This window comes from Acinetobacter sp. DL27 (assembly GCF_055810995.1).
In genome coordinates this window covers 431,536-458,151 of sequence record NZ_CM147947.1, presented here as the reverse complement: position 1 = coordinate 458,151, position 26,616 = coordinate 431,536, and the positions used below count along the sequence as shown (strand labels likewise).

Genomic DNA, 26,616 nt, shown 5'->3' with positions numbered 1-26,616 from the left:
TATATCTGCATGTTGAATAAAACAACAGATATTCTAAATTGTCGACATAAAACACAATATTGCAATCATTTGCGTGCAGTCTGTCTTCGCATGACTTATGCTAATCCTATCTACTGACATACAGCCAAAGACATTATGAAAAATTGGGTCGATCCTGAAGCAAAAGCTGAAGCTGAACGTTATGACAACCCTATTCCGAGCCGCACGCTCATTTTAGAAACCATCGAAGAAAAAAAGACGGCTTTATCGCATGCAGACTTGGTCGAAATTTTTAACATTGCAGATCAAAAAAGTATTGAAGCGCTCAGCCATCGCTTAATTGCGATGGTTCGTGATGGTCAACTGATGAAAGATGGCTTCAAGTTTCAAATTGCCGAAGAGCAACCTGAACATGAAGCAACCGTCTACATTAACAGTAAAGGCTTTGGCACGGCGAATATTGCAGGGCATGAAGACTTACTTCTGCCTGAACGCGAACTGCGCCAAGTGTTTAATGGTGACCGTGTTAAAGTGCGTCAAACCTCAGTGGACCGCAAAGGTAAAGCTTGGGGCTTTATTACCGAGGTAGTGCAACACCGTGTGAAGCAAATCATTGGTAAAGTATCAATACATGATGGTGAATACTTTATTCAGCCAGCAAATCCCAATGCGCACCAACCAATTACCTTAGAAAAAGAGTTAATCGAACACGCACAAGTCAAAGTGGGCGATTCGGTTCGTGTCGCAATTGATGACTACCCAACCAAAGATGAGTTGGCGACAGGTCATATTGTGCAATCGATGGCAGACAAGGCCGACACTGAAATTATTATTCCGCAAACCATTTTAGAGTTTGGTTTGCCGTATGAATTCCCAGAAGAAGTGATTAAAGAAGCAGAAAGCTTTAAAGAGCCTTCAGCGCAGGACCGTGAAGGTCGTATTGACCTACGAGATTTAGCCTTAGTCACTATTGATGGTGAAGATGCACGCGACTTTGATGATGCAGTCTATGCAGAAAAACGTTCAGGCGGCGGTTACCGTGTGGTGGTGGCGATTGCAGATGTCAGTCACTATGTCCGTTCAGGCAAACCGCTGGATAATGAAGCTCAAGAACGTGGTACATCGGTGTATTTCCCGCACTTTGTTTTACCGATGTTGCCTGAAGCTCTTTCGAATGGCTTATGTTCACTCAATCCGCATGTGGACCGTCTGTGTATGGTCTGTGATTTAAACCTGTCACGTGCTGGTCGCGTCACCAAATTTGAATTCTACCCATCTGTGATGCACTCAAAGGCACGTTTAACCTATACCAATGTTGCCCAATACTTTGAAGGCGACAGCAGTGCCATTCCTGAAGACCGTGATGTGCGCAAATCCTTGAATACCCTGTTCCAACTTTATCAAGTCCTCAAAGGTTTACGTGCAGAACGTCATGCCATGGAATTTGAAACCGTTGAAACTTACATGACCTTTGATGAGCTGGGCGGTATTAAGGAAATTTTACCGCGTACGCGTAATGATGCGCACAAACTGATTGAAGAATGTATGTTGTTGGCAAACGTGGCAGCGGCTGAATATGCGCTACAACATGATGTGCCAATGTTATACCGTATTCATGAGCCACCTGAGTTTTCACGTATTCAAAAAGTACGCGATTTTGTCAAACTTCTAGGTCTATCATTCCCAGAACAGCCGACTCAGAAAGACTACCAAGCCGTGATTGATGCAACCAAAGACCGTATTGATGCTCCAAGTATCCATGCCGTGCTGCTACGTTCGATGATGCAAGCCTACTACGGCGCGAATAACGCAGGTCACTTTGGTTTAGCATATGAAGCGTATACACACTTCACTTCTCCAATTCGTCGCTACCCAGACTTGTTGTTACACCGTGCCATTAAAGCCAAGTTAAAACATAAACCTGCACCTCTTTCAGGGGCCGCTTTAGATGATGCTGGTCAACATTTCTCGGCGACTGAACGTCGTGCAGATGAAGCGTCTCGCTCTGTCACCACATGGTTGAAATGTCATTATATGCAGCAGCATTTGGGTGAAGAATTTGTTGGTACCATTTCTGCCGTGGCAGAATTTGGTCTATTTGTCACGCTCAAAGACTTATATGTTGACGGCATGATCCATGTCAGCCAACTGGGCGATGACTACTTTGTCTATGACCAACCAAGTCAGAGCTTAATTGGGCAGGCACGCGGTCAAAGCTTTAGCTTGGGCGATGAAGTGAAAATCAAAGTTGCAGCAGTGAATTTAGAAGACCGCAAAATTGATTTTGAATTATTGCAGCAACTCTCACATGGTGGTCGGCCCATACGTAGTCGAGCTCCTCGTGTTGGCAAAGTCAAAACAGCACGAAGCGAAAGTAAAGAAGAAGTCTTTAGCGAGTCGACAAACGCCTCTCCCAGTAACAGCGGAGACCAGCCCATACGACGCAAAAAAGATAAATCCCAACCTAGCTCCTACAGCAAAAAGCCTGGTAAAAAATCTTCATCAAAGTCTGAAACAAAGGTTAAAGATAAAGTGAAGAAAAAGTCGAAACCTAAAAAGAAAAAATCAAATGCAAAAGCGAAAACTGAGTAAATGATGTAAAAGGTGCTAGGGCTTAATGTTCTAGCACCTTTTTTCATAGGGCCAACATGAACTTTTTGCGTTTATTTTTAAGCAAACCTATCAGCCAATATCATCCCTTGCTTTACTTCATGGCCACGCGTAGCCGACGTATGATGCGCTATTGGCAATGGAAAACAGATGGGAAAGACTACGCACATTCATTTTCTAACGCCCCTTTGGCTTTTCGCGTCAAAAAGCATCAGTCCGTTCTGATTCGTAAATTAGGCGACAGCGATCAGCACTGGCAACACAATAAAGTCATCAATCTCAAAATTGCCAGTCCGTGTATTTCTGGGATTTTAATCCACCCACAACAGACTTTTTCTTTTTGTCAGTTAGTGGGAAAACCAACAACTCAAAAAGGCTATGTTGAGGGAATGGAACTCAGCTTTGGTCAAGCACGCGGTGGCATCGGCGGCGGTATTTGCCAAATTGCCAATCTCATTCACTGGCTTGTCTTGCATAGCCCGTTGCAAGTAGTACAACGTTCACAGCACTCCTTTGACCCTTTCCCAGATCATGGTCGTGTACTTCCTTTTGGTAGTGGCGCTGCAATTTTTTATAACTATATCGATTATCAATTTTACAACCCCACCCCACATAGCTTTCAAATTCGGCTGTGGTTTAGTGAGAAATGTTTAGAAGGTGAACTACGCTGCTCCGCCGATTTAGGCTATGTCTACCATGTGTTTGAGCAACAGCATGCCTTCCTAAAAATCGGGACGGATTACTACCGACAAAACGAAATTTGGCGACACCGTAAAGAAAAATATAAAAGCGGTGAAATCTTAGCAACTGAATGCATGACCCGTAACTTTGCCAAAGTGCTTTATCAGCCCTCACACATTGACCAGCACTACCGATCATGGGCTGAATTTCAAGCAGCGCAAAACATCAAAACCAATTAGAACTTGATTTCCCAGTGCATCACCCTTACATCTAGTGATAACTGAACATTTAATTTGGCTTAAACGCATGACATTAGAAAAAGCAACCTTGCCTGTTCCACAGTTTGATCAAATCACCTTAGTACAACTCCAACAGCAGATCGAACAGGCAATTCAACAGGGTCAAAGTTTTTTAAAAGACCTGAGCGAAGTCCCTGAATCGATTCAGGCACAGCTTGCTGTTTTAGAACAAGTTGATCATTTAGAAAATAATATGAGTGAAGCATGGGGCGTGCTGTCCCACCTCAATGCGGTGATGAACAATGCTGAAACTCGTGAGGTGTACCAGTCACTATTACCAAGCTTAAGTGAATACTATACCGAGTTAGGTCAACACACAGCACTGTATCAAACCTATCAACACATTCATGATGCTGCACAATTTGATCACCTCCCTGAAGCCCAACAAAGTGCAATTAAACTTGCACTGCGCGACTTCAAACTGTCAGGGGTGGCTTTAGAAGGCGAAGCCAAAAAACGTTATGCAGAAATTTCGGCACGTTTATCACAACTATCGTCCGACTTTTCCAACCATGTTCTGGATGCAACACAAGCCTATTTCAAACCTTTAGCGGAACACGAACTGGCAGGCTTACCACAAAGCAGTATTGAGCTGTTAAAACAATATGGTCAGCAGCGTGAACTGGATCAACCCGTTGCCACTTTAGACTTCCCGTCGTATCTGGCAATTATGACCTATGCGGAAAACCGCCCTTTACGCGAAGAACTGTATCGTGCCTACACCACACGTGCATCTGATCAGTCTGAACACGCTGAGTTTGATAACACCGCAGTGATGGAAGAAATCTTAAGCCTGCGTCAGGAAATGGCTGCACTGTTAGGTTTCAACAACTACGCCGAGCTTTCATTGGCCAGCAAAATGGCGCCAAATGTAGCAACGGTAGATCAGTTCTTACGTGATTTAGCTGAACATTCACGTGCCCCCGCACTCAAAGAAGTGGCGGAGCTGAAAGCTATTGCTGCTGAAGATGGCATTGAGGATTTAAAACCGTGGGACAGCACGTATTATTCGGAAAAATTGAAAGTCCAACAGTTCAATTTATCTCAAGAAGCACTCAAGCCCTACTTCCCTGCACCCAAGATTTTGCAGGGCTTATTTAGCATTGTGAACCGTCTTTATGGGATTCAAATTGTGGAGCGTGAAGCCCCTGTTTGGCACGCAGATGCACGCTATTTTGAACTAGAAGATCAAGGTGCAGTGGTCGGTGGATTCTACTTTGACCTCTATGCACGTCAGGGCAAACGTGGTGGCGCATGGATGAGTGGTTTCCGCTCTCGCACCCAAACAACGCAAGGCCTACAAAAACCGATTTGCTATATGGTGTGTAACTTTACGCCACCTGTGGGAGATCAAGCAGCGTTGCTGACTCATGATGAAGTGATTACCTTGTTCCATGAATTTGGACATGGTTTACATCATATGTTGACAGAAGTTGACAATATTGCGGTTGCGGGGACACACGGCGTGGCATGGGATGCCGTAGAGTTACCAAGCCAATTCATGGAGTTTTGGGCATGGGATACTGAAAGTTTAGACCTACTCAGTGCACATATTGACACCCAAGAAACCTTACCAGAAAGTCTACTGAAAGCCTTGCTGGATGCGCGTTTCTTCCAATCTGGCATGCAAAGTTTACGTCAAATTGAGTTTGCCTTGTTCGACCTCAGCATTCATAAAGCAGCTCCTGCTTTGAAAGCGGACCAAGTCCAAGCCACCTTAAATGAGATCCGTACACAATATGCTGTTTTAGAGACCACGCCTTATAACCGCTTCCAGCATAGCTTCAGCCATATTTTCGCAGGCGGCTATGCAGCAGGTTATTATTCTTATAAATGGGCGGAAGTTTTGGCCAGTGATGCCTTCGATCGTTTCGAAAATGAAGGGATTTTTAATACTGCCACTGGAAAAGAATTTCGCCAGTTTATTCTAGCAGTTGGCGGAAAAGATACAGCGCTTGATGCATTTATCAATTTCCGTGGACGCGAGCCAAAAATAGATGCTTTACTTCGTCATCAAGGTTGGACGAACCGCTAAAAAAGTGAGTAAACTAGGCGCCTAAATTGTTCAGAAGGTAAGTCTAATGACTATTAAACGTCGTTTCATTGCAGGTGCAAAATGTCCTAAATGTCAGGCGATGGATCGAGTTGTTATGCTTACCTCGAATGACGATGAATGGATTGAATGTATCGACTGTGGTTATTCTGAGAATCGTCCAACTCATGTAGACGAGCCTCAGATCCCCGCTATCCCTGACGAGGTTGGGGTCATTCAATTTAAACCACGTCAATCCAAAGAATAAAGGTTGAATCGAATGTCATCCGTACAACACAACAACCCTAAATTACTCTGGGGTATTACAGCAGGTTTAGTTGCAATCATTGCGATTTTCGCACTTTATCAGTGGTTGTTTGCTGCACAAGAGTCTGCAGCAACACCGGTGCACCAAGCGGAGTTGATTCAGCCGACCGTGAAGACCCTTCCAGAAGCTGAAAAAGCAGCTTCGACCGCCATGGCAGACAACACTATTAAACTGGTTGAAGAAGAAATTTTAAAAGCACCTGTACCTGAAAATGCCTCACTTGCCAAAGAAGAAGTGGCAAAACTGGACGATATTCAAAGTCAGTTAAAGGAACAGGAAAAGAGCTTGCAAGCACAGCATAAAGATGCCGATGAACTCGTAAAGCTCAAAGAAGAACAAATTAAACTGTTAGAAGCACAATTGGCTGCACAGTAAAATACAGTTGTTATTTTTAAAGACGTTAGCCTATCGACTGATACGCTAACGTATTTTTTTGCCCTGCTGCTTCACCTATCTTTTCAATCAGCACTAAGCCATTACATAACTCATCATCTCTTTTGAACTACCTCCAGTGATAAAGTCTCTAGTCGTTATACATCACAACCCCTAGCTCATACCAAGGATATCTTTTAGAAGGAGTGTATTTGTCGATTAGCTCTTATCATTGAGCTTAAGTAAGGGCTGATTTTTTAAGATGGGACGCTTAGCAATATCCTTGTACTTTGTTTTGATTTGATTGGTATAGTCAAACTACTTTATTATCCACACATTATTCCAAAAAACTCAAAATAATTCATAGAGTTAGCTATATGAGTTTTATAGTGATTTGACTATAGTCTCTGCAAAGAAATCAGTTTACTGACCAGCATCATCAATAAAGCTAAAGCATTAAAAAAAAGCATCCGAAGATGCTTTTTATGTTCTAACTCAAGTTCACAACTTAGTGATACCAGCCAAATAACTTAAAGAAGTATGGAACATAAGCAATGATCAGCATCGCTGGGAACAACACGATCAAAGGCAAAATCCAACGTTCATAACGATAATAGAAAGACAAATGACGCACTTCCTCATCGGCCTCATTCACCTCGACATCACCAATGGATTGTCTTGCTAAAAGATGATTAAGGGCCACAGGTGGTGTCACATAGCCCAACTCAAAGCCAATCAAGGTGATCATCCAAAAATGGACAGGATGAATACCATATTGATAGGCCACAGGTGCAACCGTCGCAGAAATCAAGATCACGGCGCCAAACGGATCCATAATCATCCCAACAAAGACCATCAACCCCAAAATCAGAGTAATGACCAAGAACGTACTGCTAATATCAGTTGGGAAGAAACTCATTACCTCCGTACGTTCAAGCAATCCGCCCACGCTCACCGACAGTGCCATTAAAATGACCAAAGCACCAATGTGCCCAACGGTTTCACTGGTCGAGATATGCATCGATTTCCAAAAACCGACTTGGCGTAACACGTCCATGGAACTAGATTGAACCACCCCATGATTCACCACTTGTCCATCATCTGCGGAATTACCATGTAGCCCTTCACGGTATTCTGCATGGGCAACTTGAGCCCCAGCCAATGCAGGTTCACCACCCGAGTTATAATTTGCGCTGAGTGTCTCATCCCAATGCCCCACAGCAGGCAAAGGCGCAGGCTGATGACGTAATTTATCAAACAACACGATCATCAATAAAATCACAGGCATCATCACGGGTGCAGTAAATTCATTTAGGTCAGTGTCTAATAAGAATTTATAGAACATCCACGTGAGGACAAAAATCACGATATAAGGCACAACTTCTAAGAAAGCACGCCCTGATTTCGGGGCGGCCAAACTCGGTGCCGCGATGCGGAATTTACTCTCTGCAAAGAAGAGTGAAACCACTAAAAACAGTGTTGAGGTCAGTAAGAACGTGTAAACACCATATTGATAAAGCAGGTCCGTCGTGACTTCTTTATTTAAAGATGCCACCACCACAATCAATAAGCATGGACGCAAAACTACACCTAGCGAACCCGACATTGCCGTTGCAGCCAAAGCAAACTGACGACGTCCACCTGCATTCCAAACTTCTTTATAAATAATCGCCCCTGCTGCAATCACAAAGATCCCCGATGCACCCGTATATGCCGTTGGTAAGGCTGCAGCGATTAAAATCAACCAGGTGAGTGTTTCGGGCGCCAAATTCCATGGACGCAAAATATTTAAGAACAGATCCACGACACGGGTTTGTTTCAACAACATACCCGCCCAAATAAACAGGGCTAAATTTAGGAAAATACTCGAAAACTCAACCAATTGTCCCAAGTAAATCCCTTGCCCCATGGGGTAGTCCATGAAGAAGATAAATGCCACACCCGTAATCACCGCCATGTAGGCATACAGAGGCACACTTAGGAAAGCAAAGCCTAGACGCCCGCCAGCTTTGGCCTCTTTCGGTGGGCTAAACAGCTGCCATACACTTATCAAGGTGAGTACCGAAAACAGAATCATCCACAGCCAATAAATCAGCTGGGTTTCGCCATTCATCGGTACACCCGAATCTTTGACTGAGTTAAATTGGCTAATGCTCGAGTAGGTTAATAGACCATTACCGAATGTCATCAGGAGGCTATAAACTCGATAATCCAGCTTGGTTGCAGGGCCACGCAAACCAATATGATGGATTTTTAAGGTGGCACTAATCGCAGCTAAAACCACCATAAAAATTAATAGAATGACGCGATTTTCTGTTCCGAATTTAAAAATACCGAAAAAGGTGGTTTCAAAATTACGATAGGCACGGATACTTGGATGTGCCTCCATATGTTGCATGGCTTTATCATAAAACTGATACTTTTCTTCACACTGCTGCACACCCGCCAAAATGGATGCACGCACATCAGCTTCCGAAGCTGTACCAAAAAAGTCAGCGAACTCATCCGCAGCATTGGCTTGCATTTGGGTTTTGACCAAAGCATCCACATTCGGCTGCCGATTACACTCTGGCTTGGCAGGCTCTGCCCTTAAAAAAGAATACTGCATACCCGTGGCTGGGTCGCCATATAAGCGCTCACCCATACGTAGCAATTGGCCATGGATCATTTCACCTGTACCAATTAACAACGTAAGTAACAGTAAAATCAGAATGAAAAAAGTAGAAATCCACTCGGTCCATATATACTTCAGCAGATCGAGTCCTGATCTGCGCTGTCCATGATTCTGCATGTTGTTTCCTATTTTTATTACCGTTCTGTCCAGCGCAATGCACCGCAGAACCTGTCGTTTTAGTCGGCTCGAGCTTGTCCTTTCTCTATGCCTTTAGATTTTTGTTTTGTTTATCTTTGCATCAAATTTATATTTTTGAATATGACAATCTAGATTTTCTTTTTAGAATTTAGGTCGATAGATTACTCATCAAATAGATTCACCCCGATTAAATACACAGCTGCAATCACAATCCCCCAGATCACGCCCAACAAATGTGCTTCGACCAAAACTGGACTCCCGATCAGTTCAGCCGTAGCACTTTCGCCAAAGGTATTTTCCCAAATCAATTTGCCTAAAATGAGAAATAATACCAAACTCGCAAACATCCGCTCTTTACGGTACAGCAAATGGACAATGGCTATGGCAGTGAACATCCCATGCAGCACACCTGACAGCCCAGCATAGGCTTCAATATCTGCCAGAAAATAGTAAAAACTGAGACTAATCAGCGGCGGTAAAATCAGCAATAACGCCACAAAATGCCAGACACGGGCCCGTGGAAAAATAAAAGGCAAACACATAAAAGCCAGCATATTGAGTGCAAAATGAATCCATCCCACATGCACCCAGTGCGCGGTCCACAAGCGCCAAATTTCAGGAAAAATATCGACCCGCCAATAAATAAATTGATCTTTAAAAATCTGTAGGCATGCCGAGATCGACACGACAAACGCAATCAAAATGATTTTTCGACTCATAAATTGATCATGCATCACATGTCCTTATCGTGTTGCTCTTTCATTTATTGTTATTTTTTCTGCGCTTCCGCTCAGTTTAAAATTGGTTAACTTTCACTAAACAACTCATCTAGCTCAGAACGGTCTTCTTTTTCATCCCAGAAATGCGCCATACCACCATCCCCAGTTCGTGTCCCTGTGTGTTCAGTCCAATAACGATCCGAAATGCCCTGAACCATACTCGAGGCCATACTATCAATCAGTTTAAATTGTGGATTGCTCTGTTTTTCATCGCTATAAGATGCTGCATAACTTTTCAATGCATCACGAATTTTGGCATCGTCCCCACTGGCTTGAGCCGCTATAGCATACATTGCATGAGATAAGCGAACCCCTTTTTGCTCCCCAATTTGCATCGATTGTTTCAAGGTCTGATACGGATCAGGTTTACCTTCACCCGCACCTGGCAATAAAGTCCAAATCACCGCACGTGTTGCATTCGGCGCACCCCAAAACTTTTCATTGTCTAAACACACCATCCCACGCTCGACAATCGCAGCAATGTCTTTAGGAACATTGACTGCACCACCTGAGTTAATATCATTGGTCATGGCTTGTAGCCCACTCAACATCCCCAGCATATACACAGTTTGATCCAAATCGCTGTTCATTTTTGGACAGCCTTCGCCCAATGGTTTCTTATATTTCTTTTCCCAGCGGTTTTGAAAAAGCTGATAACCCGTATATTGGCGTTGTGCCGCAGTCGCCGCCCAACGCTTTTGTTCAATCCGAGCATCCTGTGCCTCAGAGACATTGCCTGCTTTCGAGGCACGCAAATAACGTAACTCAGCCCCAAGCGCCTGATTTTCCGCACAAATACCCGATGCTGAATAAAGTAGAACTGCCACACGCGTTGGATCTGCCCCCATGTCTTTAGTCGACATAATCGCAGGCGTCAAAGCATTGCCTGAGTTACACACCATCTCAGCATCTTCCATAGCTAAGATAGGCGGCACAATATGTTTTTCACTAAACCCGAGCGCAACATTGGCGCCTGTTTTAACCACTTGTGAACAACCCGAAAATAATAAACTTGTAAGCGCTACAACAGCCACACCTTGGCCTATTTTTTGGACTTGCGACATTTTCCTGTCCTCTATTTGTATAATTGTATATGTCCATGCTGACAAACATAGCAGAAGCATTTTCCGAAGAAAAGAGTATTTACTCTAAATCAGACCACTACTCTGCCATGAAATAAAAAGCGGAAAATTGACTAAAATGACGCCTCAACTTTTTTTTAGGCAAAAAAAAGTAGCATAGCGACGGTTCGGCACATGCTACTTATCAACTGGGAAGCCTAGCTAGGCTTTGTTTGGTGCAAATCGTTCCTTCAGCACAGTTCCTAATCGTCCTATAACAATCGCTAACACAATTGCTACCACTAGAAACATCCAAGTTGGGATCATCATACGATTTTCCTTGTTTGCTGTTGGTGATTTGAATGTACATTTTAAGATCAAAAAACTGTAGGAAAGTTGTCTGACAATCCAAAAAAGCACATCAGTTTCTTCAGATATGTCAGACAAAGTAAGACTTCATATATTTATACTTATTATTTTTCAATTGCTTAATTAAATTTCGAGAGTTAAAATTGTCCAACAATTATTGCATTTTAGTGAGTATTTTCAGAGCTTTCCATTGTGTGATGGGTAACTGATCACACCAAACCAACATCGGTTTTGCTCTAAAGTGTTGAAAATAAATCACAATATAAGCACGATGATCCACAATATGGCTGATTTGAACTCGTTTCACATTGGTTTGTTTCTGAAGTGACAAAGACCAATCACGGCCGTCTAAATGCTGAAGCTGAAAATGTTGCGGTCCACGTAGAAAAAACAAATACAGCACAAAGCCTGTAACCAAAGCGATCAGCCACAGTCCAAAAGGAAGTAGCTGATACAGGACCAGCATCAGAACGGCATAAATCGACAACTGAAACACATAAGCCAAACGGCTGGGTTTAAGTTGAAAATGACGATGTTCCATTGCACTTATCCGTGTACATAATGCTTTAATTTTTGAATCAAGGTTTTCATTTCAGGGTGTGGCGGCTCAGAGACTTCCATAAACCAATCCAGCAAATCTGGATCTTCTTGTTCAACCAAGGCCGCAAACATGGCCTTTTCCGTAGGATCAGCCTGAAGATAATAATTTTTCACATAAGGGTCAAAGTACACATCAATTTCTTTTAAACCACGACGTGCACGGTAGATTACTTTACGTTCTTCCAAGCTCATTTCTTCAGTCATTACATTCCCCAAATTAATTGAAACGGCTTAGTTTAACCGATCACACCTCCCTCGCCACTAGTTAAATGTCGCAATTTTAACAACTGGCAAAACTCATCAAAAAATCAAATAGATTTGAGCATTCAGTCCATTGTCGCATGTGCTGCTTTTCACTACTCTCTTAGCAAAATAACAACATCAGGATGAGCTTCCATGCAATCAGGCGCAATTCGCCCGTTAAACAATATGCTGCCGCGCAACTTATTTAATGCTGAACATGAGGCATTTCGAGAAACTGTGCGAAAGTTTTATGCCAAAGAAGTTGTTCCAAATATTGAAAAATATGAACAACAGCAGCATGTCGATCGTGAACTATGGAATAAAGCAGGCGCCATGGGACTACTGTGCGCCACCATGCCTGAAGCTTATGGTGGCTCGGGTGTAGACCGTTTGTACAGTATGATTTTGATCGAGGAGCAAGCCTATGCCATGGATTCCTCAACTGGATTTTCACTACACTCTGACATTGTCGCGAACTATATCAATAACTTTGGCAGTGAAGTACAAAAACAATATTGGTTAACGCGGATGGCTTCGGGTGAAACCGTCACAGCCATTGCGATGACTGAACCTGGCACAGGCTCAGACTTGCAAGCGGTACGTACAACGGCTGTTTTAGACGGGGATGACTATATTATCAATGGCTCTAAAATCTTCATTACTAACGGCTATCTCTGCGATATGGCGATTGTGGTCTGTAAGACGGGCGACAGTGAAAAAGGTTCAGCCAATCTCTCATTAATTATTGTAGAAGCTGATCGTGCGGGGTTCAGTAAAGGGAAACCTCTCAATAAAATTGGAATGAAAGGACAAGACACCTGTGAATTATTTTTTGATCATGTTCGCGTGCCCAAAGAAAATTTACTCGGTATGGAAGGCATGGGCTTTATGATGCTGATGAAAGAACTGGCTTGGGAGCGTATGTTGGTGGCTATCATCTGCCAAGCGGGTGCAGAAGCAGCACTGGCACATACCGTTCAGTACACAAAAGAACGTAAAGCTTTTGGAAAAACGATTTCTAGCTTTCAAAATACCCGTTTTAAACTGGCAGAGTTACGTACAGAAATCGATTTTTGCCGCGCTTACCTCGACCGTTGTATGCAATTGCAACTGGAAGAGAGTCTCGGGATTGATGCCGCAGCGGCTGCCAAATATAAAATTTCCGAGATGTTTTCTAAAGTTGTCGATGAATGCCTACAACTGCATGGTGGCTATGGTTATATGCTGGAATACCCGATTGCACGAGCTTATCTAGATAATCGTGCCAATCGCATTTATGCAGGAACCAATGAAATTATGAAAGAGTTAATTTCCCGTTCACTCTAAGATCAAAAAGCCCCTCTTTGGATGGGCTTTTACTTTTAACAATGTGCTTGATGAAACTCCGCAATCAAAGCAACCAACAACTCTGGTTGCTCTTTATGTGGCATATGATGTAAACCTTCTAAAATATGCAGCTCAGCCTGCCCAGACACCCCTTCAAAAATCTGCTGGGGTTGTGCCGTACTGCCGTATTCATCTAGTTCACCATGAATAATCAAGGCTGGACAACCCACACCATCAATCACACTGGCCAAATTCCAATCTTGGAAAATGGGCGATAGCCATGTTTCGGTCCATGCATCAAGCACCCACTGCGCCTTTTCTGGGTGATACCTCTCCAAACGCTCCATTTGTCCCGCTTGTTGAAAGCCAACTTTCGCTTCACTTATCCCCTTCAGTGTCAGTGCTTCAACCGCATACTGTGCAGAGATTGAAATTAATCCTTGGCAACGCTCTGGATACGCCGCAGCAATCGCAACAGACATCCCCCCACCCACGCTATGCCCGAGGATGACAAAATCCTGGATCGAAAAATAATCCAATACAGCTTTAAAGGTCTGTTCTGCTTCAGTGATGACAAAACTATGCGCCAGTGGCTGTGTACTCGCATCAGATAGACCAAAACCTAAACGATCATAGGCATAGACCACGCGCGCGGTCGCTTGTGCCAGTTGGGCAGGGAAATCCCGCCATAAAGCCACACAACCTAATGAATCGTGCATTAAAATAATCGGAGCTAAAGCGTGATCTGCTGCATCAGTGTGCCATTTTTTAGCATGAATCATATTTGACGCAGATGGGACTTGGTAACTTTGTTCTAAGATATTCAACATATTCCCTATTCTTTATCTTTTAAGTTTTTAAAATCATCCACCAGTCCTACAGTTTAAGAAAGTAAAAACAGAACACCCTAAAGTCATTTCCATAAAAAAAGGAGCGTTACGCTCCTTTTAAATCAACTACTCAGCCTAAGACACCAATTTAGGTTTCTGGTTCAATGCTGCATCACGTTTAGCAAATTTCAGTACTCCATCCTCAAAAGAAGCACTTTTCAATGTCTTCCGATCCGCAAGATAATTATTGCTGACTTTCCATGGCGCATGTTTACCTTGTTTTGGCATTACATTGGCGGCACGTGCAATATAACCCGAACTTAAACTGCCCATGACCGTATCTTCCATCAGCTCTGTCGCATCCCCTTGCGGGATCACTTCAGCCCACTGTCTTTGATCCATATAATTGAGTAAGCGACAAATATATTCAGCTGCAATATCCACTTTCAAAGTCCATGACGCATTAATATAGCCAATAATCATCGCCATATTCGGTACATCACTCACCATCACGCCCTGATACAACATATGCTTAGAGGTATCTAACGGTTTGCCATCAATCGTTGCTTGTATGCCACCCAAGATTTGAATTTCTAGACCTGTGGCTGAGACGACAATATCTGCCTCTAAATGCTGACCAGACTTTAATTGAAGGCCCGTTTCAGTAAAGCGCTCTATCTGATCTGTTTCAACACTTGCTTGGCCTGAGCGAAGAATTTTAAATAAATCACCGTCTGGCACCACACATAAACGTTGGTCCCAAGGATTATATTCTGGGGTAAAATGTTTCATGTCCACTTTACCTTTAAGCTGCATTTTAATCGACTGGAGCAGTAGTCGGCGTAACAATTTCGGTTGTTTCTGCGCCAGTGCATAAATCCCGCGTTGCATCCCAATATTACGTGCACGGGTAAATTTATACGCCACATCTTCCGGCAACACTTTACGCATTTTGTCATATACAAAATCGATCGATGGTACCGAAGCAATATAGGTTGGAGAGCGTTGTAGCATAGTGACATGCGCCGCACCACCTTTGGCAATCGCAGGCACCAGTGTAATCGCTGTCGCACCACTACCAATAATGACGACTTTTTTACCTGTATAATCTAATTTTTCAGGCCAAAACTGTGGATTTACAAACTCGCCTTTAAATACTTCTTTATTTGGAAAATCAGGTTGGTAGCCTTGGTCGTAGTTATAATAGCCTGTACAGCCAAACACAAAATTTGCAATCCAGTTTTCTTTTTTGCCTTTTGCATTCTCAATCACTACCTGCCACTTTTTCTGAGCAGAATCATAATTGGCGCTGAGTACGCGATGCTTAAAATGAATTTTTTCTTTGAGTTTCTGTTCATCAATGACTTCCGCCAAATAGCCCTTAATCGAAGAACCATCTGCCAAAACGCTGGCTTGTTGCCACGGTTTAAAATTAAAACCAAAGGTCGACATATCTGAATCAGAACGAATACCTGGGTATTTAAACAAATCCCATGTTCCACCAAAGCTGTCACGACGTTCAATAATTTCAAACGAACGTTGTGGACAATGCTTGGTTAAATGTGACGCAAGGCCAATGCCTGAAATACCAGCACCTACAATGAGCAGATCGACGTGCTTATCCATGTTGTTTTTATCCTGTCTTATATTCTGTTCTTATTAAACCATAAAACTGACAATACACAATGTCAAGTTTAAACATATCTGTCGTAAAATATGTCACTACAGGCCAAAATACAAAGATTGTCGAACAAAAACCCATAAAAAAAGACCAGTGAAACACTGGTCTTTTTCTAAGAACAACTGAATAGTTCTACGAAATTATTTAACTTCGCGATCTACTAGTTCAACGTAAGCCATCGGCGCAGCATCACCTGCACGGAAGCCCGCTTTAAGAACACGTAGATAACCGCCGTTACGTTCTTTGTAACGAGGGCCAAGAACGGTAAATAATTTACCAACAGTTGCTGCTGAACGAGTACGAGCAAACGCTAAGCGACGGTTTGCAACAGTATCGTTTTTAGCTAAAGTGATTAAAGGCTCAGCTACACGACGTAACTCTTTTGCTTTAGGCACAGTTGTTTTGATCAACTCGTGCTCAAACAAAGAGTTAGCCATGTTTTGAAACATCGCTTTACGATGGCTGCTTGTACGGCCTAATTTCACACCACTATTACGATGACGCATGGTGATAGTCCTACTTAATTAACGGCTACGATAGGCGAAACGATCGTCCATACGGAGACTAGCTGGTGGCCAGTTCTCTAAACGCATGCCGAGTTGTAAGCCTTTTGAAGCCAGAACATCTTTGATCTCAGTAAGCGATTTTTTACCAAGGTTAGGAGTTTTGAGTAACTCAACCTCAGTGCGCTGTACAAGATCACCAATGTAGTAAATGTTTTCTGCTTTCAAACAGTTAGCAGAACGAACAGTAAGCTCTAGATCATCTACTGGACGAAGCAAAATCGGATCAACTTCTTCACGAGGTTCTTGAGCAACAGGAGCTTGATCTTTCTGAAGGTCAACAAAAATTGCAATTTGTTGTTGCAAGATTGTTGCCGCTTTGCGGATCGCTTCTTCAGGATCAACTGTACCGTTGGTCTCAAGATCAATGACCAATTTATCAAGGTCTGTACGTTGTTCTACACGAGCGTTTTCCACTGTGTAAGACACACGTTTGATTGGGCTATAAGAAGCATCTAACTGTAAGCGACCTACAGGGCGAGTTTCGCCTTCTGGGAAACGCGAGTCAGAAGTTTCATAACCACGACCTTGAGAAACTTTCAAGCGCATTTTTAATGAGCCTGAAGCACTTAAAGTACCGATCAAATGTTCAGGGTTAACCACTTCAACATTATGAGGTAAACGAAGGTCAGCGGCAGTTACGTCGCCAGGACCTTGTTTCTCTAATGTCAAATAAGCTTCATTTTGATCGAACAGCTTAATAGACAATCCTTTTAGGTTCAGCAAGAGCTCGACGATGTCCTGCTGCAAGCCTTCCAAAGTACTGTACTCGTGCTCGACACCTTCAATCTCAACTTCAACCACAGCAGCGCCAGGTAAAGAAGAAAGAAGGATGCGACGTAAAGCATTGCCCAGAGTATGACCAAAGCCACGCTCTAAGGGTTCTAGAATAACTTTTGCCGAGGTCCCGCTAACCGCTTCGACCTTGATCGCTTGCGGAGTTAGAAACTCATTTGCAGTACGCGTCATATTGCTACCTCAAGGATTATTTAGAATACAATTCTACAATCAAGCTTTCGTTGATTTCAGCAGGTAAATCTGAACGATCTGGTGCAGCTTTAAACGTACCTTCCAACTTAGAATGGTCAATTTCCATCCAAGAAGGAATACCACGTTGTGCAGCTAATTCAACTGCGTTTTTGATACGCAATTGTTGTTTAGCACCTTCATGCACAGCAATTACATCACCAGCTTTAACTTGGATAGACGCGATGTTAACACGACGGCCATTCAAAGTGATCGAGCGGTGAGATACAAGCTGACGAGCTTCTGCACGTGTAGAACCAAAACCCATGCGATAAACGACGTTATCAAGACGGCTTTCAAGCAGTTTCAACAAGTTTTCACCAGTTGCGCCTTTCACACGAGCAGCTTCTTTATAGTAATTACTAAATTGACGCTCTAAAACACCGTACATACGACGTACTTTTTGTTTTTCACGTAATTGTAGTGAGTACTCAGATTGTTTGCCACCACGCGCTCCGCCATGTTGGCCAGGAGCTTTAGCAGCTTTTTTAGTTTTGACGTCAAATGGTTTAACGCCAGATTTTAATTGCAGGTCTGTCCCTTCGCGGCGAGAGAGTTTGCATTTTGGACCAATATAACGAGCCATGAATGTTTCTCCTTACACGCGACGTTTTTTAGGTGGACGGCAACCGTTGTGCGGGATTGGCGTCACATCGGTAATGCTGTTAATTTTATAACCCACTGCACCTAAAGCACGAACCGCAGATTCACGACCAGGACCAGGACCTTTTACAAGGACGTCCAAGTTTTTCAAACCGTAGTCTAAAGCAGCTTTACCAGCAACTTCAGCAGCTACCTGAGCAGCAAACGGAGTTGATTTACGTGATCCACGGAAGCCTTGTCCACCAGAGGTAGCCCAAGCCAGTGCATTACCTTGACGATCGGTAATAGTCACAATGGTGTTATTAAAAGAAGCGTGAATGTGTGCAACACCTTCAGAGACGGTACGAGTGACCTTCTTGCGTGTGCGAGTATCTTTAGCCATCTTTTAGCTTCCAGAAATCTTATTTCTTAATAGGTTTGCGCGGACCTTTACGGGTACGTGCGTTAGTTTTGGTGCGTTGTCCACGGACAGGCAAGCTGCGACGATGACGAAGACCGCGGTAGCAGCCTAAATCCATTAAACGTTTAATGTTCATGGAAATTTCGCGACGTAAATCACCTTCGGTCGGAACCTTAGCAACTTCTGCACGAATCGCATCAAGCTGAGCGTCATCTAATTCACGGATCTTTGTAGTCGGCGCAATACCAACAGCAGCTAAAATATTTTTAGCAGTGTGGCGACCTACACCAAAGATGTACGTTAGAGAGATAACAGCATGCTTGTTATCCGGAATGTTTACACCGGCAATACGAGCCATTCAATTTTCTCCAAAAAGGCAGTTAAGACAATCAACCGCCCCACAAAAATCTTGAGGGGCGGATAATAACCTAATTAGCCTACTGAAATCAACAGGTCTTGATCAGATTAACCTTGACGCTGCTTATGACGAGGTTCTGCGCTACAAATTACGCGAATAACCCCATTACGACGGATAACTTTACAGCTACCACAAATTTTCTTTACAGAAGCTTGTACTTTCATGATGAAACCTCAAGTGCGCTTATCCCTTAGGATGAGCAGTCGTTTTTCTCATTAACGTTTGATTATCGTACTGATGCGAGGTCAGATGAGCTTGCAGCTGAGCCATAAAGTCCATCACTACCACCACAACAATAAGCAAAGATGTTCCACCTAAAGAGAATGGAATACCAAATGAGCTTTGTAAAATCATCGGCATTAAGCAAATGATGGTGATATAAATCGCGCCAATAAATGTCAAACGGTTAAGAATATGATCTAAGTAACGAGCAGTTTGCTCACCTGGACGAATACCAGGTACATAAGCCCCGCTGCGTTTCAAGTTTTCCGATACTTCTTTCGGGCTAAATACAAGCGCTGTATAAAAGTAACAGAAAAAGATAATTAACGCACCAAAGAGCACCAAATACAACGGCTGACCAGGCGAAAGCACCAATGCCAAATCTTGCAAACTACGTTTGATAATACCCGCATTCGGATCTGCACTACCCACCCATTGACCTAAGCTCGCAGGGAACAAAAGCAATGAACTTGCGAAAATCGCAGGGATCACACCCGCCATATTAATTTTTAATGGCAAATGTGACTGTTGTGCAGTAAATACACGACGTCCTTGTTGTTTTTGAGCATAGTTTACTGGAATACGACGTTGCGCCTTCTCAATAAACACAATTGCAGCTAATACAGCCAGAGACAACACGCCAAAAATTACCAAGCCGATTAGACTGGTTTGACCATTATCTACTGATGATATTGATTGCAGAATTAAATTCGGCAAACCTGCAACAATACCGGCGAAGATGATCATGGAAATACCATTACCCACCCCACGTTCGGTAATTTGCTCACCTAACCACATCAAGAACATTGTACCTGCAACCAAAGAGGTTACAGCTGGTACGTAGAAAGCCAGACCTGCAGTTAAGGTAATCCCTTGACTGATCAGACCAGCACACATCCCAATTGCCTGCACGAGTGCAAGGAACAATGTACCCTGTCGCGTATATTGATTAATCTTACGCTTGCCTTGTTCGCCTTCTTTCTTTAAAGCTTCCAGCGAAGGAATAACTGTAGACATTAACTGCACGATAATCGATGCAGAAATGTACGGCATAATCCCAAGAGCAAGAATGGACATACGCTCTAATGCACCACCTGAAAACATGTTAAACAAACCAAGGATCGTGCCTTGGTTTGCATTAAAAAGATTTTCAAGTGCGGCATTATTAATGCCTGGTACTGGAATATGTGCTCCTAGTCGAAAAACCAATAATGCACCGATGAGAAACATCATGCGGCGAATAATTTCACGGTATTTCACATGAAATGGCTGGCCTTTCATCATATTGACATGACCTGAAGAACTAGGAGACATAGACACTAGCGATTACTCCTCGACTTTACCGCCAGCAGCTTCAACAGCAGCTTTAGCGCCTTTAGTCACAGCAACACCTTGAACAGTGAATGCACGAGTAATTTCACCAGAAAGTACGATACGAGCACGTAACATATCTTTACGTACAACGTTTGCAGCTTTTAAAGTTTCTAGGCTAACAATGTCGCCTTCCACTTTAGTAAGCTCAGATAAACGTACTTCAGCAGTTTTCAAAGCGATTTGGCTAGTGAAACCGAATTTAGGTAAACGACGATATAACGCAGTTTGACCACCTTCAAAGCCTGGACGAGTACCACCGCTCTTACGTGAATTCTGACCTTTGACACCACGGCCACCAGTCTTACCAACGCCAGAACCGATACCACGGCCTAGACGACGATTTTCACGTTTTGCACCTTCAGCAGGTGCAAGCTCATTTAAACGCAGAGTCATGGCTTATTCCTCTACACTAACCATATAGTAGACTTGGTTGATCATACCACGGTTAGAAGGCGTATCTTGCACTTCTACAGTATGACCAATACGACGCAGACCTAAACCTTGTAGGCTAAGCTTGTGATTTTTCAAGCGATGCGCAGAAGATTTAGTCTGGGTAACTTTAATCGTTTTCATGATTGATTACCCTTGAATTTGTTCTACTGTAAGACCACGTTTCGCAGCAACCTTCTCAGGAGAAGTCATATCACGCAGACCGTTAAAAGTCGCGTTTACTACGTTTGCAGCGTTAGTAGAACCATAACATTTTGTTAATACGTTACGTACGCCTACAGCTTCTAGAACTGCACGCATAGCACCACCAGCGATTACACCAGTACCTTCAGAAGCAGGCTGCATGTAAACACGGCTTGCACCGTGACGCGCGTTAATAGGGTGCTGTACAGTACCGTTAACAAGGTCAACAGTAATCATGTTGCGACGAGCAGCTTCAAGTGCTTTAGAAATAGCAGCTGGAACTTCACGTGCTTTACCACGACCAAAACCTACACGACCATTACCATCACCAACCACAGTCAATGCTGTGAAAGAGAAGATACGACCACCCTTAACAACTTTGGCTACACGATCAACGGCAACCAGCTTTTCAACAAGACCTTCGTTTTGTTCAACTTTAGCCATGATTAGAACTCCAAGCCGTTTTCACGAGCAGCATCAGCCAAGGCTTTGATACGACCATGATATTTGAAACCAGAACGGTCAAATGCAACCTTAGTAACACCAGCTGCTTTAGCGCGTTCTGCGATTAAAGCACCTACTTTAGTAGCTGCTTCAACGTTACCAGTTGTACCAGCACGTAAAGTAGCATCTAAAGTTGAAGCTTGCGCTAAAACTTTGCCACCATCTGCTGAAATAACTTGAGCGTAGATGTGACGCGGAGTGCGGTTTACACACAAACGAGTCGCACCCAACGCACGGATGTGCAAGCGTGTGCTTTTCGCACGACGCAAACGGGATTGTTTCTTTTCGTTCATAAGAACCTCGCGCCTTATTTCTTCTTAGCTTCTTTACGAAGTACAACTTCGTCAGAATAACGAACACCTTTACCTTTATAAGGCTCTGGTGGACGGTAACCACGGATATCTGCAGCAACTTGACCTAAACGTGCTTTATCAGCAGATTTAAGAACAATTTCAGTTGCTGTAGGAGTTTCAGCAGTTACACCTTCAGGAAGCGTATAGTCAATCGGGTGAGAGAAACCAAGGTTAAGGTTAACAATGTTACCTTTAACCGCAGCTTTATAACCAACACCGATAAGTTGTAACTTACGTTCGAAGCCTTCGCTCACACCTTTTACAAGGTTGTTAAGCACAGCGCGAGCAGTACCAGCTTGCATCCAAGCGTCTTTCGACTCAGCTTTTGGAGCAATCGCTAAAATACCGTCTTCCTGTTTAAGCTCGACCAGCGCATGCAGGGTGAAAGACAAAGTACCTTTGCTACCTTTCACTTCGACCTGCCGGCCGTTCTGAGTAACTGTTACACCGTTAGGTACAGTTACTGGGGCTTTAGCCACACGAGACATGAGGAATCACCTATTAAGAAACAAAAGCAATAACTTCACCACCGATACCTGCAGCACGTGCAGCGCGATCAGTCATGATGCCTTTGCTTGTAGAAACAATTGCAATACCTAAACCTTGCTTAACGCTCGGAAGTGCATCTTTACCGCGATACTGACGTAGACCTGGACGGCTTACGCGTTTCACAGTTTCGATAACTGGTTTGCCTTCGAAATACTTTAAAGTCAAAGTAAGAGTTGCTTTGCCTTCAGCATCAGCAACTTCTACGTTTGAAATGTAACCTTCTTGTTGAAGAACGTTTGCAATAGCAACCTTCAACTTAGAGTTAGGCATAGAAACTGTTTGTTTCTTTGCCATTTGCGCGTTACGAACACGAGTTAACATGTCGGCAACGGTATCTTGCATACTCATCTATAGCGCTCCTTACCAGCTTGCCTTAACAACGCCCGGTACATCACCTTGCATTACTGTATCGCGTAATTTGTTACGGCTTAAACCGAACTTACGGAAGTAACCATGAGGACGACCAGTTAAACCACAACGGTTACGTAAACGTACTGGAGACGCATTACGTGGTAATGCTTGGAATTTCATCATCGCTTCGAAACGCTCTTCGTCGCTAGCATTTACGTTTGCAATAACAGCTTTTAATTCAGCACGTTTTGCAGCGTATTTAGCAACAGTAGCTTCGCGTTTCAATTCGCGATTAATCATACTTTTCTTAGCCATATCGACCTCTTATTTGAACGGGAAGCCGAATGCACGCATAAGCGCACGGCCTTCGTCATCGGTGCGAGCAGTCGTAGTGATGGTAATATCCATACCACGAATACGATCAATCTTATCAAAATCGATTTCAGGGAACATGATTTGTTCCTTAAGACCCATTGAGTAGTTGCCGCGACCATCAAACGATTTCGCAGAGAAACCACGGAAGTCACGAATACGAGGGATCGCAATCGAGATTAGACGGTCTAAGAATTCGTACATACGTTCGCCGCGTAAAGTAACTTTACAACCAATCGGCCAACCATCACGGATTTTGAAACCAGCGATTGATTTGCGAGCTAACGTAAGAACTGGTTTTTGACCAGCGATAGCTTGCATATCAGCAAGAGCACCATCAAGGAGTTTTTTGTCAGCAGCAGCTGCGCCAACACCCATGTTGATCGTGATTTTAGTAATGCGAGGAATATCCATCACATTTTTAACGGCTAAAGTCTCTTGTAATTGAGCCTTAAGTTCGTCGTTGTAACGCGTTTTAAGTCTGGCCATTGCCTTTTCAACCTATTACTTCGCTACCGCCACTGATTCACCATTTGACTTGTAAACGCGAGTTTTCACGCCTTCAGTCACTTGGTAACCAACACGGTCAGCCTTTTGGGTTGTAGCATTAAAAATTGCCACGTTAGAGATATGAAGCGAAGCTTCTTGTGTAACTACAGCGCCTTCAGCACCTGTTGCACGGTTCGGCTTTTGATGCTTCTTAACCAAGTTAAGGCCTTCAACCATAACACGGTCATTTGAAACAGACAGAACAGTACCCTGTTTGCCTTTTTCTTTACCTGCGATCACAATAACTTGATCGCCTTTTTTAATCTTAGCCATGATTGCCTCTTATAGAACTTCAGGAGCCAGTGAAATAATTTTCATGAACTGTTCAGTACGAAGTTCACGAGTCACTGGTCCGAAAATACGAGTTGCAATCGGCGCTTTGTTGTTGTTCAAAATAACAGCAGCATTATCGTCGAAACGAATCACTGAACCGTCTGGACGACGGATACCGAATTTTGTACGAACTACAACAGCATTCATCACGTCACCTTTTTTAACACGTGCGCGTGGAATAGCTTCTTTTACAGTAACTTTAATAATGTCGCCAACAGAAGCATAACGACGGTGTGAACCACCAAGTACTTTAATACATTGTACGCGGCGAGCACCACTATTGTCTGCTACGTCTAGCATACTTTCGGTTTGAATCATTGCCCTACTCCAAAACCGAGCATCACCGGTCACAATTTCGAAAGGCTCAAAGAGTACTCGAAATTAACCGATGATGCAACAGATACGTCTAATTACTCAGCAGCAGCTTCAACAACTTCAACTAGAGTCCAAGACTTAGTTTTAGAAATTGGGCGGCTTTCTTTGATAGTCACAACGTCGCCAGTTTTAGCTGTGTTGTTCTCATCGTGAGCATGTAATTTAGTTGAACGGCGGATTGATTTGCCATACAACGGGTGTTGAACGCGGCGTTCGATAAGTACAACAATAGACTTGTCCATTTTGTCGCTTACTACTTTGCCGGTTAACGTGCGAACTGTTTGTTCACTCATTGTCCGTTCCCCTGTTTTTCGGTAAGGAGTGTCTTAATACGAGCAATTGTCTTACGAGTAAGTGCAACTTCGTGCGATTTACCCAATTGACCAGTTGCTTTTGCCATACGAAGACGGAATTGGTTAAGCTGTTGCTCATCAAGCAAAGCTGTCAACTCTTCTACCGACTTTTCACGTAGATCTTTAGTTTTCATTACATTACCGTCCGAGTCACGATAGTGGTTTTAAACGGAAGTTTAGCAGCTGCAAGCGTAAACGCTTCGCGAGCCAATTCTTCGTTAACACCATCAATTTCGTACAAGACTTTACCTGGTTTGATTTGACAAACCCAGTATTCCACAGAACCTTTACCTTTACCCATACGCACTTCAAGAGGCTTAGAAGTAATCGGCTTGTCTGGGAAAACACGGATAAAGATCTTACCACCACGTTTAATACGACGGCTGATTGTACGACGCGCTGCTTCAATTTGACGAGCAGTCATTTGACCACGCTCAACAGATTTAAGTGCGATTGTACCAAAAGATACCGAGCTACCGCGGTGAGCTAGACCAGTGTTACGGCCTTTCTGCACTTTACGGAATTTAGTACGTTTAGGTTGTAACATGGATTATTCTCCTTTTTCAGCAGAACGATCATTGCGACGACCACGACGCTCTTGACCTTCACCACGACCACGACCGCGTTTAGCTGGACGCTCTTCAGCTGGAGCTGGGTTCATGACTTGTTTCATGCCACCCAAGATCTCACCACGGAAGATCCAAACTTTAACACCAATCGTACCGTAAGTCGTTTCAGCACGCATAGTTGAATAATCGATGTCTGCACGAAGTGTATGCAAAGGTACGCGACCTTCACGATACCACTCAGTACGAGCAATCTCAGCACCACCTAAACGGCCTGATACTTCAACTTTGATACCTTTAGCACCAGCACGCATTGTGTTTTGAACCGCACGCTTCATAGCACGACGGAACATTACACGTTTTTCTAATTGAGAAGCGATAGCTTCAGCAACTAAACGAGCGTCTAAGTCTGGGCGATCGATTTCATTGATGCTTACTTGCGCTGGAATACCCATAATTTGAGTAAGCTCACGCTGTAATTTCTCAATGTCTTCGCCTTTTTTACCGATAACGATACCAGGACGTGCAGTGCTAATAGTTACTTTAGCAGCGCCCGTAGGACGTTCGATAAGAATATTGCTGATCATTGCATTCTTAAGTTTTTTAGTTAAAAACTCACGAACTTGAAGATCTTTAAGCAAGTATTCAGCGTATTGTTTCGGACTCGCATACCAGTTGGCGTTATGACGTTTTACAACACCAAGGCGGATACCGATTGGATGAACCTTCTGACCCATATCAAACCCCTACCTTAACGGTAATGTGACAAGTACGCTTAGTAATACGATCTGCACGGCCTTTAGCACGTGGCATAATACGTTTAAGGCTAGTGCCTTCATCAACGTAAATCGTAGTAACCTTAAGGTCGTCTACATCTAAACTGTTATTGTGTTCAGCGTTTGCAATTGCAGATTCCAATGCTTTTTTAACCAAAACTGCAGCTTTTTTGTTGCTGAAGTTGAGAATATTAAGCGCGTGAGCAACAGATTTGCCACGGATTAGGTCTGCAACCAAACGAGTTTTTTGTGCCGAGATAGCGGCACCGCGTAATTTAGCAGTAACTTCCATCA

At 43.4% G+C, this 26,616-nt stretch carries 33 protein-coding genes and 3 pseudogenes; 6 read left to right on the top strand and 30 right to left on the bottom strand.

The genetic code is table 11. From position 1 onward, the window contains the following. Nucleotides 1-132 precede the first annotated feature (132 nt). The 5 genes from rnr to AC0KVP_RS02135 are packed head-to-tail and all read left to right on the top strand — an operon-like array spanning nucleotide 133 to nucleotide 6,304. Entirely contained in the window at nucleotides 133-2,571 is a 2,439-nt protein-coding gene (rnr, locus tag AC0KVP_RS02155) for a ribonuclease R (protein WP_473340384.1), read from the top strand. 56 nt (nucleotides 2,572-2,627) lie between these two features. Next, nucleotides 2,628-3,509, top strand: coding sequence for a VanW family protein (locus tag AC0KVP_RS02150; RefSeq protein ID WP_473338613.1), 882 nt, complete (start codon nucleotides 2,628-2,630; stop codon nucleotides 3,507-3,509). A 52-nt stretch (nucleotides 3,510-3,561) separates the two neighbouring features. Further along, complete coding sequence (locus tag AC0KVP_RS02145; protein ID WP_473340382.1) at nucleotides 3,562-5,604, top strand: M3 family metallopeptidase; 2,043 nt, start codon at nucleotides 3,562-3,564, stop codon at nucleotides 5,602-5,604. Nucleotides 5,605-5,656: 52 nt separating this feature from the next. After that, the gene (locus AC0KVP_RS02140) at nucleotides 5,657-5,869 is read left to right on the top strand and encodes a YheV family putative zinc ribbon protein (RefSeq protein ID WP_171054267.1); all 213 of its coding nucleotides are present in this window, start codon (nucleotides 5,657-5,659) and stop codon (nucleotides 5,867-5,869) included. A gap of 12 nt (nucleotides 5,870-5,881) precedes the next feature. Further along, nucleotides 5,882-6,304 carry a hypothetical protein gene (locus AC0KVP_RS02135; protein WP_473338611.1) on the top strand — a complete coding sequence of 141 codons (423 nt, stop codon included), beginning with the start codon at nucleotides 5,882-5,884 and terminating at the stop codon, nucleotides 6,302-6,304. Nucleotides 6,305-6,809: 505 nt separating this feature from the next. Here the strand turns inward: AC0KVP_RS02135 and AC0KVP_RS02130 are convergent. From AC0KVP_RS02130 to AC0KVP_RS02105, 6 genes and pseudogenes are all read right to left on the bottom strand, one after another. Further along, a pseudogene (locus tag AC0KVP_RS02130) lies at nucleotides 6,810-7,349 on the bottom strand (TRAP transporter large permease subunit); the annotation flags it as partial. Nucleotides 7,350-7,489: 140 nt separating this feature from the next. After that, nucleotides 7,490-9,092, bottom strand: a pseudogene (locus AC0KVP_RS02125) (TRAP transporter large permease subunit); the annotation flags it as partial. A gap of 182 nt (nucleotides 9,093-9,274) precedes the next feature. Next, nucleotides 9,275-9,847, bottom strand: coding sequence for a rhombosortase (gene rrtA / locus AC0KVP_RS02120; RefSeq protein ID WP_279688527.1), 573 nt, complete (start codon nucleotides 9,845-9,847; stop codon nucleotides 9,275-9,277). A gap of 71 nt (nucleotides 9,848-9,918) precedes the next feature. Beyond that, entirely contained in the window at nucleotides 9,919-10,956 is a 1,038-nt protein-coding gene (locus tag AC0KVP_RS02115; RefSeq protein WP_473338607.1) for a hypothetical protein, read from the bottom strand. Between the two features lie 520 nt (nucleotides 10,957-11,476). Beyond that, nucleotides 11,477-11,863, bottom strand: a complete 387-nt coding sequence (locus AC0KVP_RS02110) for a protein YgfX (protein WP_473338604.1) — start codon at nucleotides 11,861-11,863, stop codon at nucleotides 11,477-11,479. 5 nt (nucleotides 11,864-11,868) lie between these two features. After that, complete coding sequence (locus tag AC0KVP_RS02105) at nucleotides 11,869-12,126, bottom strand: FAD assembly factor SdhE (RefSeq protein ID WP_473338600.1); 258 nt, start codon at nucleotides 12,124-12,126, stop codon at nucleotides 11,869-11,871. A gap of 192 nt (nucleotides 12,127-12,318) precedes the next feature. Here AC0KVP_RS02105 and AC0KVP_RS02100 point away from each other — a divergent pair, with 192 nt between their 5' ends. After that, nucleotides 12,319-13,491, top strand: a complete 1,173-nt coding sequence (locus AC0KVP_RS02100; RefSeq protein WP_473338597.1) for an acyl-CoA dehydrogenase family protein — start codon at nucleotides 12,319-12,321, stop codon at nucleotides 13,489-13,491. Between the two features lie 35 nt (nucleotides 13,492-13,526). Here AC0KVP_RS02100 and AC0KVP_RS02095 read toward each other — a convergent pair whose 3' ends face one another. The 24 genes and pseudogenes from AC0KVP_RS02095 to rplV all read right to left on the bottom strand — a co-directional run bounded on the left by AC0KVP_RS02095 (nucleotide 13,527) and on the right by rplV (nucleotide 26,614). Further along, nucleotides 13,527-14,321, bottom strand: coding sequence for an alpha/beta fold hydrolase (locus tag AC0KVP_RS02095; protein WP_473338594.1), 795 nt, complete (start codon nucleotides 14,319-14,321; stop codon nucleotides 13,527-13,529). A 135-nt stretch (nucleotides 14,322-14,456) separates the two neighbouring features. After that, nucleotides 14,457-15,947, bottom strand: coding sequence for a flavin-containing monooxygenase (locus tag AC0KVP_RS02090; protein WP_473338592.1), 1,491 nt, complete (start codon nucleotides 15,945-15,947; stop codon nucleotides 14,457-14,459). A gap of 195 nt (nucleotides 15,948-16,142) precedes the next feature. Beyond that, nucleotides 16,143-16,508, bottom strand: a complete 366-nt coding sequence (gene rplQ, locus AC0KVP_RS02085) for a 50S ribosomal protein L17 (protein ID WP_004691290.1) — start codon at nucleotides 16,506-16,508, stop codon at nucleotides 16,143-16,145. 18 nt (nucleotides 16,509-16,526) lie between these two features. Then, nucleotides 16,527-17,534, bottom strand: a complete 1,008-nt coding sequence (locus tag AC0KVP_RS02080) for a DNA-directed RNA polymerase subunit alpha (protein ID WP_004691292.1) — start codon at nucleotides 17,532-17,534, stop codon at nucleotides 16,527-16,529. Nucleotides 17,535-17,550: 16 nt separating this feature from the next. After that, on the bottom strand, nucleotides 17,551-18,177 hold the full coding sequence (rpsD, locus tag AC0KVP_RS02075) for a 30S ribosomal protein S4 (RefSeq protein WP_004691294.1): 627 nt from the start codon (nucleotides 18,175-18,177) through the stop codon (nucleotides 17,551-17,553). A 12-nt stretch (nucleotides 18,178-18,189) separates the two neighbouring features. Then, entirely contained in the window at nucleotides 18,190-18,576 is a 387-nt protein-coding gene (rpsK, locus tag AC0KVP_RS02070) for a 30S ribosomal protein S11 (protein WP_001040166.1), read from the bottom strand. A gap of 19 nt (nucleotides 18,577-18,595) precedes the next feature. Beyond that, on the bottom strand, nucleotides 18,596-18,952 hold the full coding sequence (rpsM, locus tag AC0KVP_RS02065) for a 30S ribosomal protein S13 (protein WP_004691296.1): 357 nt from the start codon (nucleotides 18,950-18,952) through the stop codon (nucleotides 18,596-18,598). 107 nt (nucleotides 18,953-19,059) lie between these two features. Further along, nucleotides 19,060-19,176 (bottom strand): 50S ribosomal protein L36, encoded by a 117-nt coding sequence (rpmJ, locus tag AC0KVP_RS02060; protein ID WP_000867907.1) that lies wholly within the window; start codon nucleotides 19,174-19,176, stop codon nucleotides 19,060-19,062. Nucleotides 19,177-19,195: 19 nt separating this feature from the next. Continuing rightward, nucleotides 19,196-20,515: a preprotein translocase subunit SecY gene (gene secY, locus AC0KVP_RS02055; protein ID WP_171054269.1), complete on the bottom strand. Its 1,320-nt coding sequence runs from the start codon at nucleotides 20,513-20,515 to the stop codon at nucleotides 19,196-19,198. Between the two features lie 45 nt (nucleotides 20,516-20,560). After that, nucleotides 20,561-21,001, bottom strand: a complete 441-nt coding sequence (gene rplO, locus AC0KVP_RS02050) for a 50S ribosomal protein L15 (protein ID WP_004691300.1) — start codon at nucleotides 20,999-21,001, stop codon at nucleotides 20,561-20,563. A gap of 3 nt (nucleotides 21,002-21,004) precedes the next feature. Next, nucleotides 21,005-21,181, bottom strand: coding sequence for a 50S ribosomal protein L30 (gene rpmD / locus AC0KVP_RS02045; RefSeq protein ID WP_004691302.1), 177 nt, complete (start codon nucleotides 21,179-21,181; stop codon nucleotides 21,005-21,007). 6 nt (nucleotides 21,182-21,187) lie between these two features. Beyond that, nucleotides 21,188-21,685 carry a 30S ribosomal protein S5 gene (rpsE, locus tag AC0KVP_RS02040; protein WP_004691304.1) on the bottom strand — a complete coding sequence of 166 codons (498 nt, stop codon included), beginning with the start codon at nucleotides 21,683-21,685 and terminating at the stop codon, nucleotides 21,188-21,190. A 2-nt stretch (nucleotides 21,686-21,687) separates the two neighbouring features. Then, nucleotides 21,688-22,038 carry a 50S ribosomal protein L18 gene (gene rplR, locus AC0KVP_RS02035; protein ID WP_004650473.1) on the bottom strand — a complete coding sequence of 117 codons (351 nt, stop codon included), beginning with the start codon at nucleotides 22,036-22,038 and terminating at the stop codon, nucleotides 21,688-21,690. Nucleotides 22,039-22,052: 14 nt separating this feature from the next. Further along, nucleotides 22,053-22,586: a 50S ribosomal protein L6 gene (gene rplF, locus AC0KVP_RS02030; RefSeq protein WP_004691306.1), complete on the bottom strand. Its 534-nt coding sequence runs from the start codon at nucleotides 22,584-22,586 to the stop codon at nucleotides 22,053-22,055. A gap of 13 nt (nucleotides 22,587-22,599) precedes the next feature. Continuing rightward, complete coding sequence (rpsH, locus tag AC0KVP_RS02025; protein WP_004691308.1) at nucleotides 22,600-22,995, bottom strand: 30S ribosomal protein S8; 396 nt, start codon at nucleotides 22,993-22,995, stop codon at nucleotides 22,600-22,602. Between the two features lie 12 nt (nucleotides 22,996-23,007). Further along, nucleotides 23,008-23,313 (bottom strand): 30S ribosomal protein S14, encoded by a 306-nt coding sequence (gene rpsN, locus AC0KVP_RS02020; RefSeq protein WP_004691309.1) that lies wholly within the window; start codon nucleotides 23,311-23,313, stop codon nucleotides 23,008-23,010. Between the two features lie 9 nt (nucleotides 23,314-23,322). Beyond that, entirely contained in the window at nucleotides 23,323-23,859 is a 537-nt protein-coding gene (gene rplE, locus AC0KVP_RS02015; RefSeq protein WP_004691311.1) for a 50S ribosomal protein L5, read from the bottom strand. Between the two features lie 15 nt (nucleotides 23,860-23,874). Beyond that, nucleotides 23,875-24,192 carry a 50S ribosomal protein L24 gene (gene rplX, locus AC0KVP_RS02010; RefSeq protein ID WP_004691313.1) on the bottom strand — a complete coding sequence of 106 codons (318 nt, stop codon included), beginning with the start codon at nucleotides 24,190-24,192 and terminating at the stop codon, nucleotides 23,875-23,877. Between the two features lie 9 nt (nucleotides 24,193-24,201). Further along, nucleotides 24,202-24,570, bottom strand: coding sequence for a 50S ribosomal protein L14 (rplN, locus tag AC0KVP_RS02005; protein WP_004657680.1), 369 nt, complete (start codon nucleotides 24,568-24,570; stop codon nucleotides 24,202-24,204). Nucleotides 24,571-24,662: 92 nt separating this feature from the next. Then, entirely contained in the window at nucleotides 24,663-24,920 is a 258-nt protein-coding gene (gene rpsQ / locus AC0KVP_RS02000; RefSeq protein WP_004691314.1) for a 30S ribosomal protein S17, read from the bottom strand. Beyond that, entirely contained in the window at nucleotides 24,917-25,114 is a 198-nt protein-coding gene (rpmC, locus tag AC0KVP_RS01995; protein ID WP_004650482.1) for a 50S ribosomal protein L29, read from the bottom strand. The genes rpsQ and rpmC overlap by 4 nt, the downstream gene beginning before the upstream one ends. After that, nucleotides 25,114-25,527 carry a 50S ribosomal protein L16 gene (gene rplP / locus AC0KVP_RS01990; RefSeq protein WP_004691317.1) on the bottom strand — a complete coding sequence of 138 codons (414 nt, stop codon included), beginning with the start codon at nucleotides 25,525-25,527 and terminating at the stop codon, nucleotides 25,114-25,116. The genes rpmC and rplP overlap by 1 nt, the downstream gene beginning before the upstream one ends. Next, nucleotides 25,467-26,283, bottom strand: a pseudogene (gene rpsC, locus AC0KVP_RS01985) (30S ribosomal protein S3). The gene rplP and the pseudogene rpsC overlap by 61 nt, the downstream one beginning before the upstream one ends. Before the next feature lies 1 nt (nucleotide 26,284). Next, nucleotides 26,285-26,614 (bottom strand): 50S ribosomal protein L22, encoded by a 330-nt coding sequence (gene rplV, locus AC0KVP_RS01980; protein WP_004691320.1) that lies wholly within the window; start codon nucleotides 26,612-26,614, stop codon nucleotides 26,285-26,287. Between the last annotated feature and the right edge of the window lie 2 nt (nucleotides 26,615-26,616).

Coding starts and splice junctions, on each gene's coding strand:
- rrtA (WP_279688527.1), bottom strand. CDS start 9,847: ATGCATGATCAATTTATGAGTCGAAAAATCATTTTGATTGCGTTTGTC.
- rpsE (WP_004691304.1), bottom strand. CDS start 21,685: ATGGCTAAAGTTGAACAAAACGAAGGTCTTGTTGAAAAGCTGGTTGCC.
- rplO (WP_004691300.1), bottom strand. CDS start 21,001: ATGACTCTGCGTTTAAATGAGCTTGCACCTGCTGAAGGTGCAAAACGT.
- rpmC (WP_004650482.1), bottom strand. CDS start 25,114: ATGAAAACTAAAGATCTACGTGAAAAGTCGGTAGAAGAGTTGACAGCT.
- AC0KVP_RS02105 (WP_473338600.1), bottom strand. CDS start 12,126: ATGACTGAAGAAATGAGCTTGGAAGAACGTAAAGTAATCTACCGTGCA.
- rpsH (WP_004691308.1), bottom strand. CDS start 22,995: ATGAGTATGCAAGATACCGTTGCCGACATGTTAACTCGTGTTCGTAAC.
- AC0KVP_RS02080 (WP_004691292.1), bottom strand. CDS start 17,534: ATGACGCGTACTGCAAATGAGTTTCTAACTCCGCAAGCGATCAAGGTC.
- AC0KVP_RS02110 (WP_473338604.1), bottom strand. CDS start 11,863: ATGGAACATCGTCATTTTCAACTTAAACCCAGCCGTTTGGCTTATGTG.
- AC0KVP_RS02115 (WP_473338607.1), bottom strand. CDS start 10,956: ATGTCGCAAGTCCAAAAAATAGGCCAAGGTGTGGCTGTTGTAGCGCTT.
- AC0KVP_RS02150 (WP_473338613.1), top strand. CDS start 2,628: ATGAACTTTTTGCGTTTATTTTTAAGCAAACCTATCAGCCAATATCAT.
- rpsD (WP_004691294.1), bottom strand. CDS start 18,177: ATGGCTCGTTATATTGGTCCAAAATGCAAACTCTCTCGCCGCGAAGGG.
- rpmD (WP_004691302.1), bottom strand. CDS start 21,181: ATGAAAACGATTAAAGTTACCCAGACTAAATCTTCTGCGCATCGCTTG.
- rplE (WP_004691311.1), bottom strand. CDS start 23,859: ATGGCCAGACTTAAAACGCGTTACAACGACGAACTTAAGGCTCAATTA.
- secY (WP_171054269.1), bottom strand. CDS start 20,515: ATGAAAGGCCAGCCATTTCATGTGAAATACCGTGAAATTATTCGCCGC.
- rplR (WP_004650473.1), bottom strand. CDS start 22,038: ATGAACGAAAAGAAACAATCCCGTTTGCGTCGTGCGAAAAGCACACGC.
- AC0KVP_RS02090 (WP_473338592.1), bottom strand. CDS start 15,947: ATGGATAAGCACGTCGATCTGCTCATTGTAGGTGCTGGTATTTCAGGC.
- rpsQ (WP_004691314.1), bottom strand. CDS start 24,920: ATGAGTGAACAAACAGTTCGCACGTTAACCGGCAAAGTAGTAAGCGAC.
- rplV (WP_004691320.1), bottom strand. CDS start 26,614: ATGGAAGTTACTGCTAAATTACGCGGTGCCGCTATCTCGGCACAAAAA.
- rplP (WP_004691317.1), bottom strand. CDS start 25,527: ATGTTACAACCTAAACGTACTAAATTCCGTAAAGTGCAGAAAGGCCGT.
- AC0KVP_RS02135 (WP_473338611.1), top strand. CDS start 5,882: ATGTCATCCGTACAACACAACAACCCTAAATTACTCTGGGGTATTACA.
- AC0KVP_RS02095 (WP_473338594.1), bottom strand. CDS start 14,321: ATGTTGAATATCTTAGAACAAAGTTACCAAGTCCCATCTGCGTCAAAT.
- rplN (WP_004657680.1), bottom strand. CDS start 24,570: ATGATTCAAACCGAAAGTATGCTAGACGTAGCAGACAATAGTGGTGCT.
- rpsK (WP_001040166.1), bottom strand. CDS start 18,576: ATGGCTAAAGATACTCGCACACGCAAGAAGGTCACTCGTACCGTCTCT.
- rplF (WP_004691306.1), bottom strand. CDS start 22,586: ATGTCTCGTGTGGCTAAAGCCCCAGTAACTGTACCTAACGGTGTAACA.
- rpsM (WP_004691296.1), bottom strand. CDS start 18,952: ATGGCTCGTATTGCCGGTGTAAACATTCCGGATAACAAGCATGCTGTT.
- rplX (WP_004691313.1), bottom strand. CDS start 24,192: ATGGCTAAGATTAAAAAAGGCGATCAAGTTATTGTGATCGCAGGTAAA.
- rpmJ (WP_000867907.1), bottom strand. CDS start 19,176: ATGAAAGTACAAGCTTCTGTAAAGAAAATTTGTGGTAGCTGTAAAGTT.
- rpsN (WP_004691309.1), bottom strand. CDS start 23,313: ATGGCTAAGAAAAGTATGATTAATCGCGAATTGAAACGCGAAGCTACT.
- AC0KVP_RS02100 (WP_473338597.1), top strand. CDS start 12,319: ATGCAATCAGGCGCAATTCGCCCGTTAAACAATATGCTGCCGCGCAAC.
- rplQ (WP_004691290.1), bottom strand. CDS start 16,508: ATGCGTCATCGTAATAGTGGTGTGAAATTAGGCCGTACAAGCAGCCAT.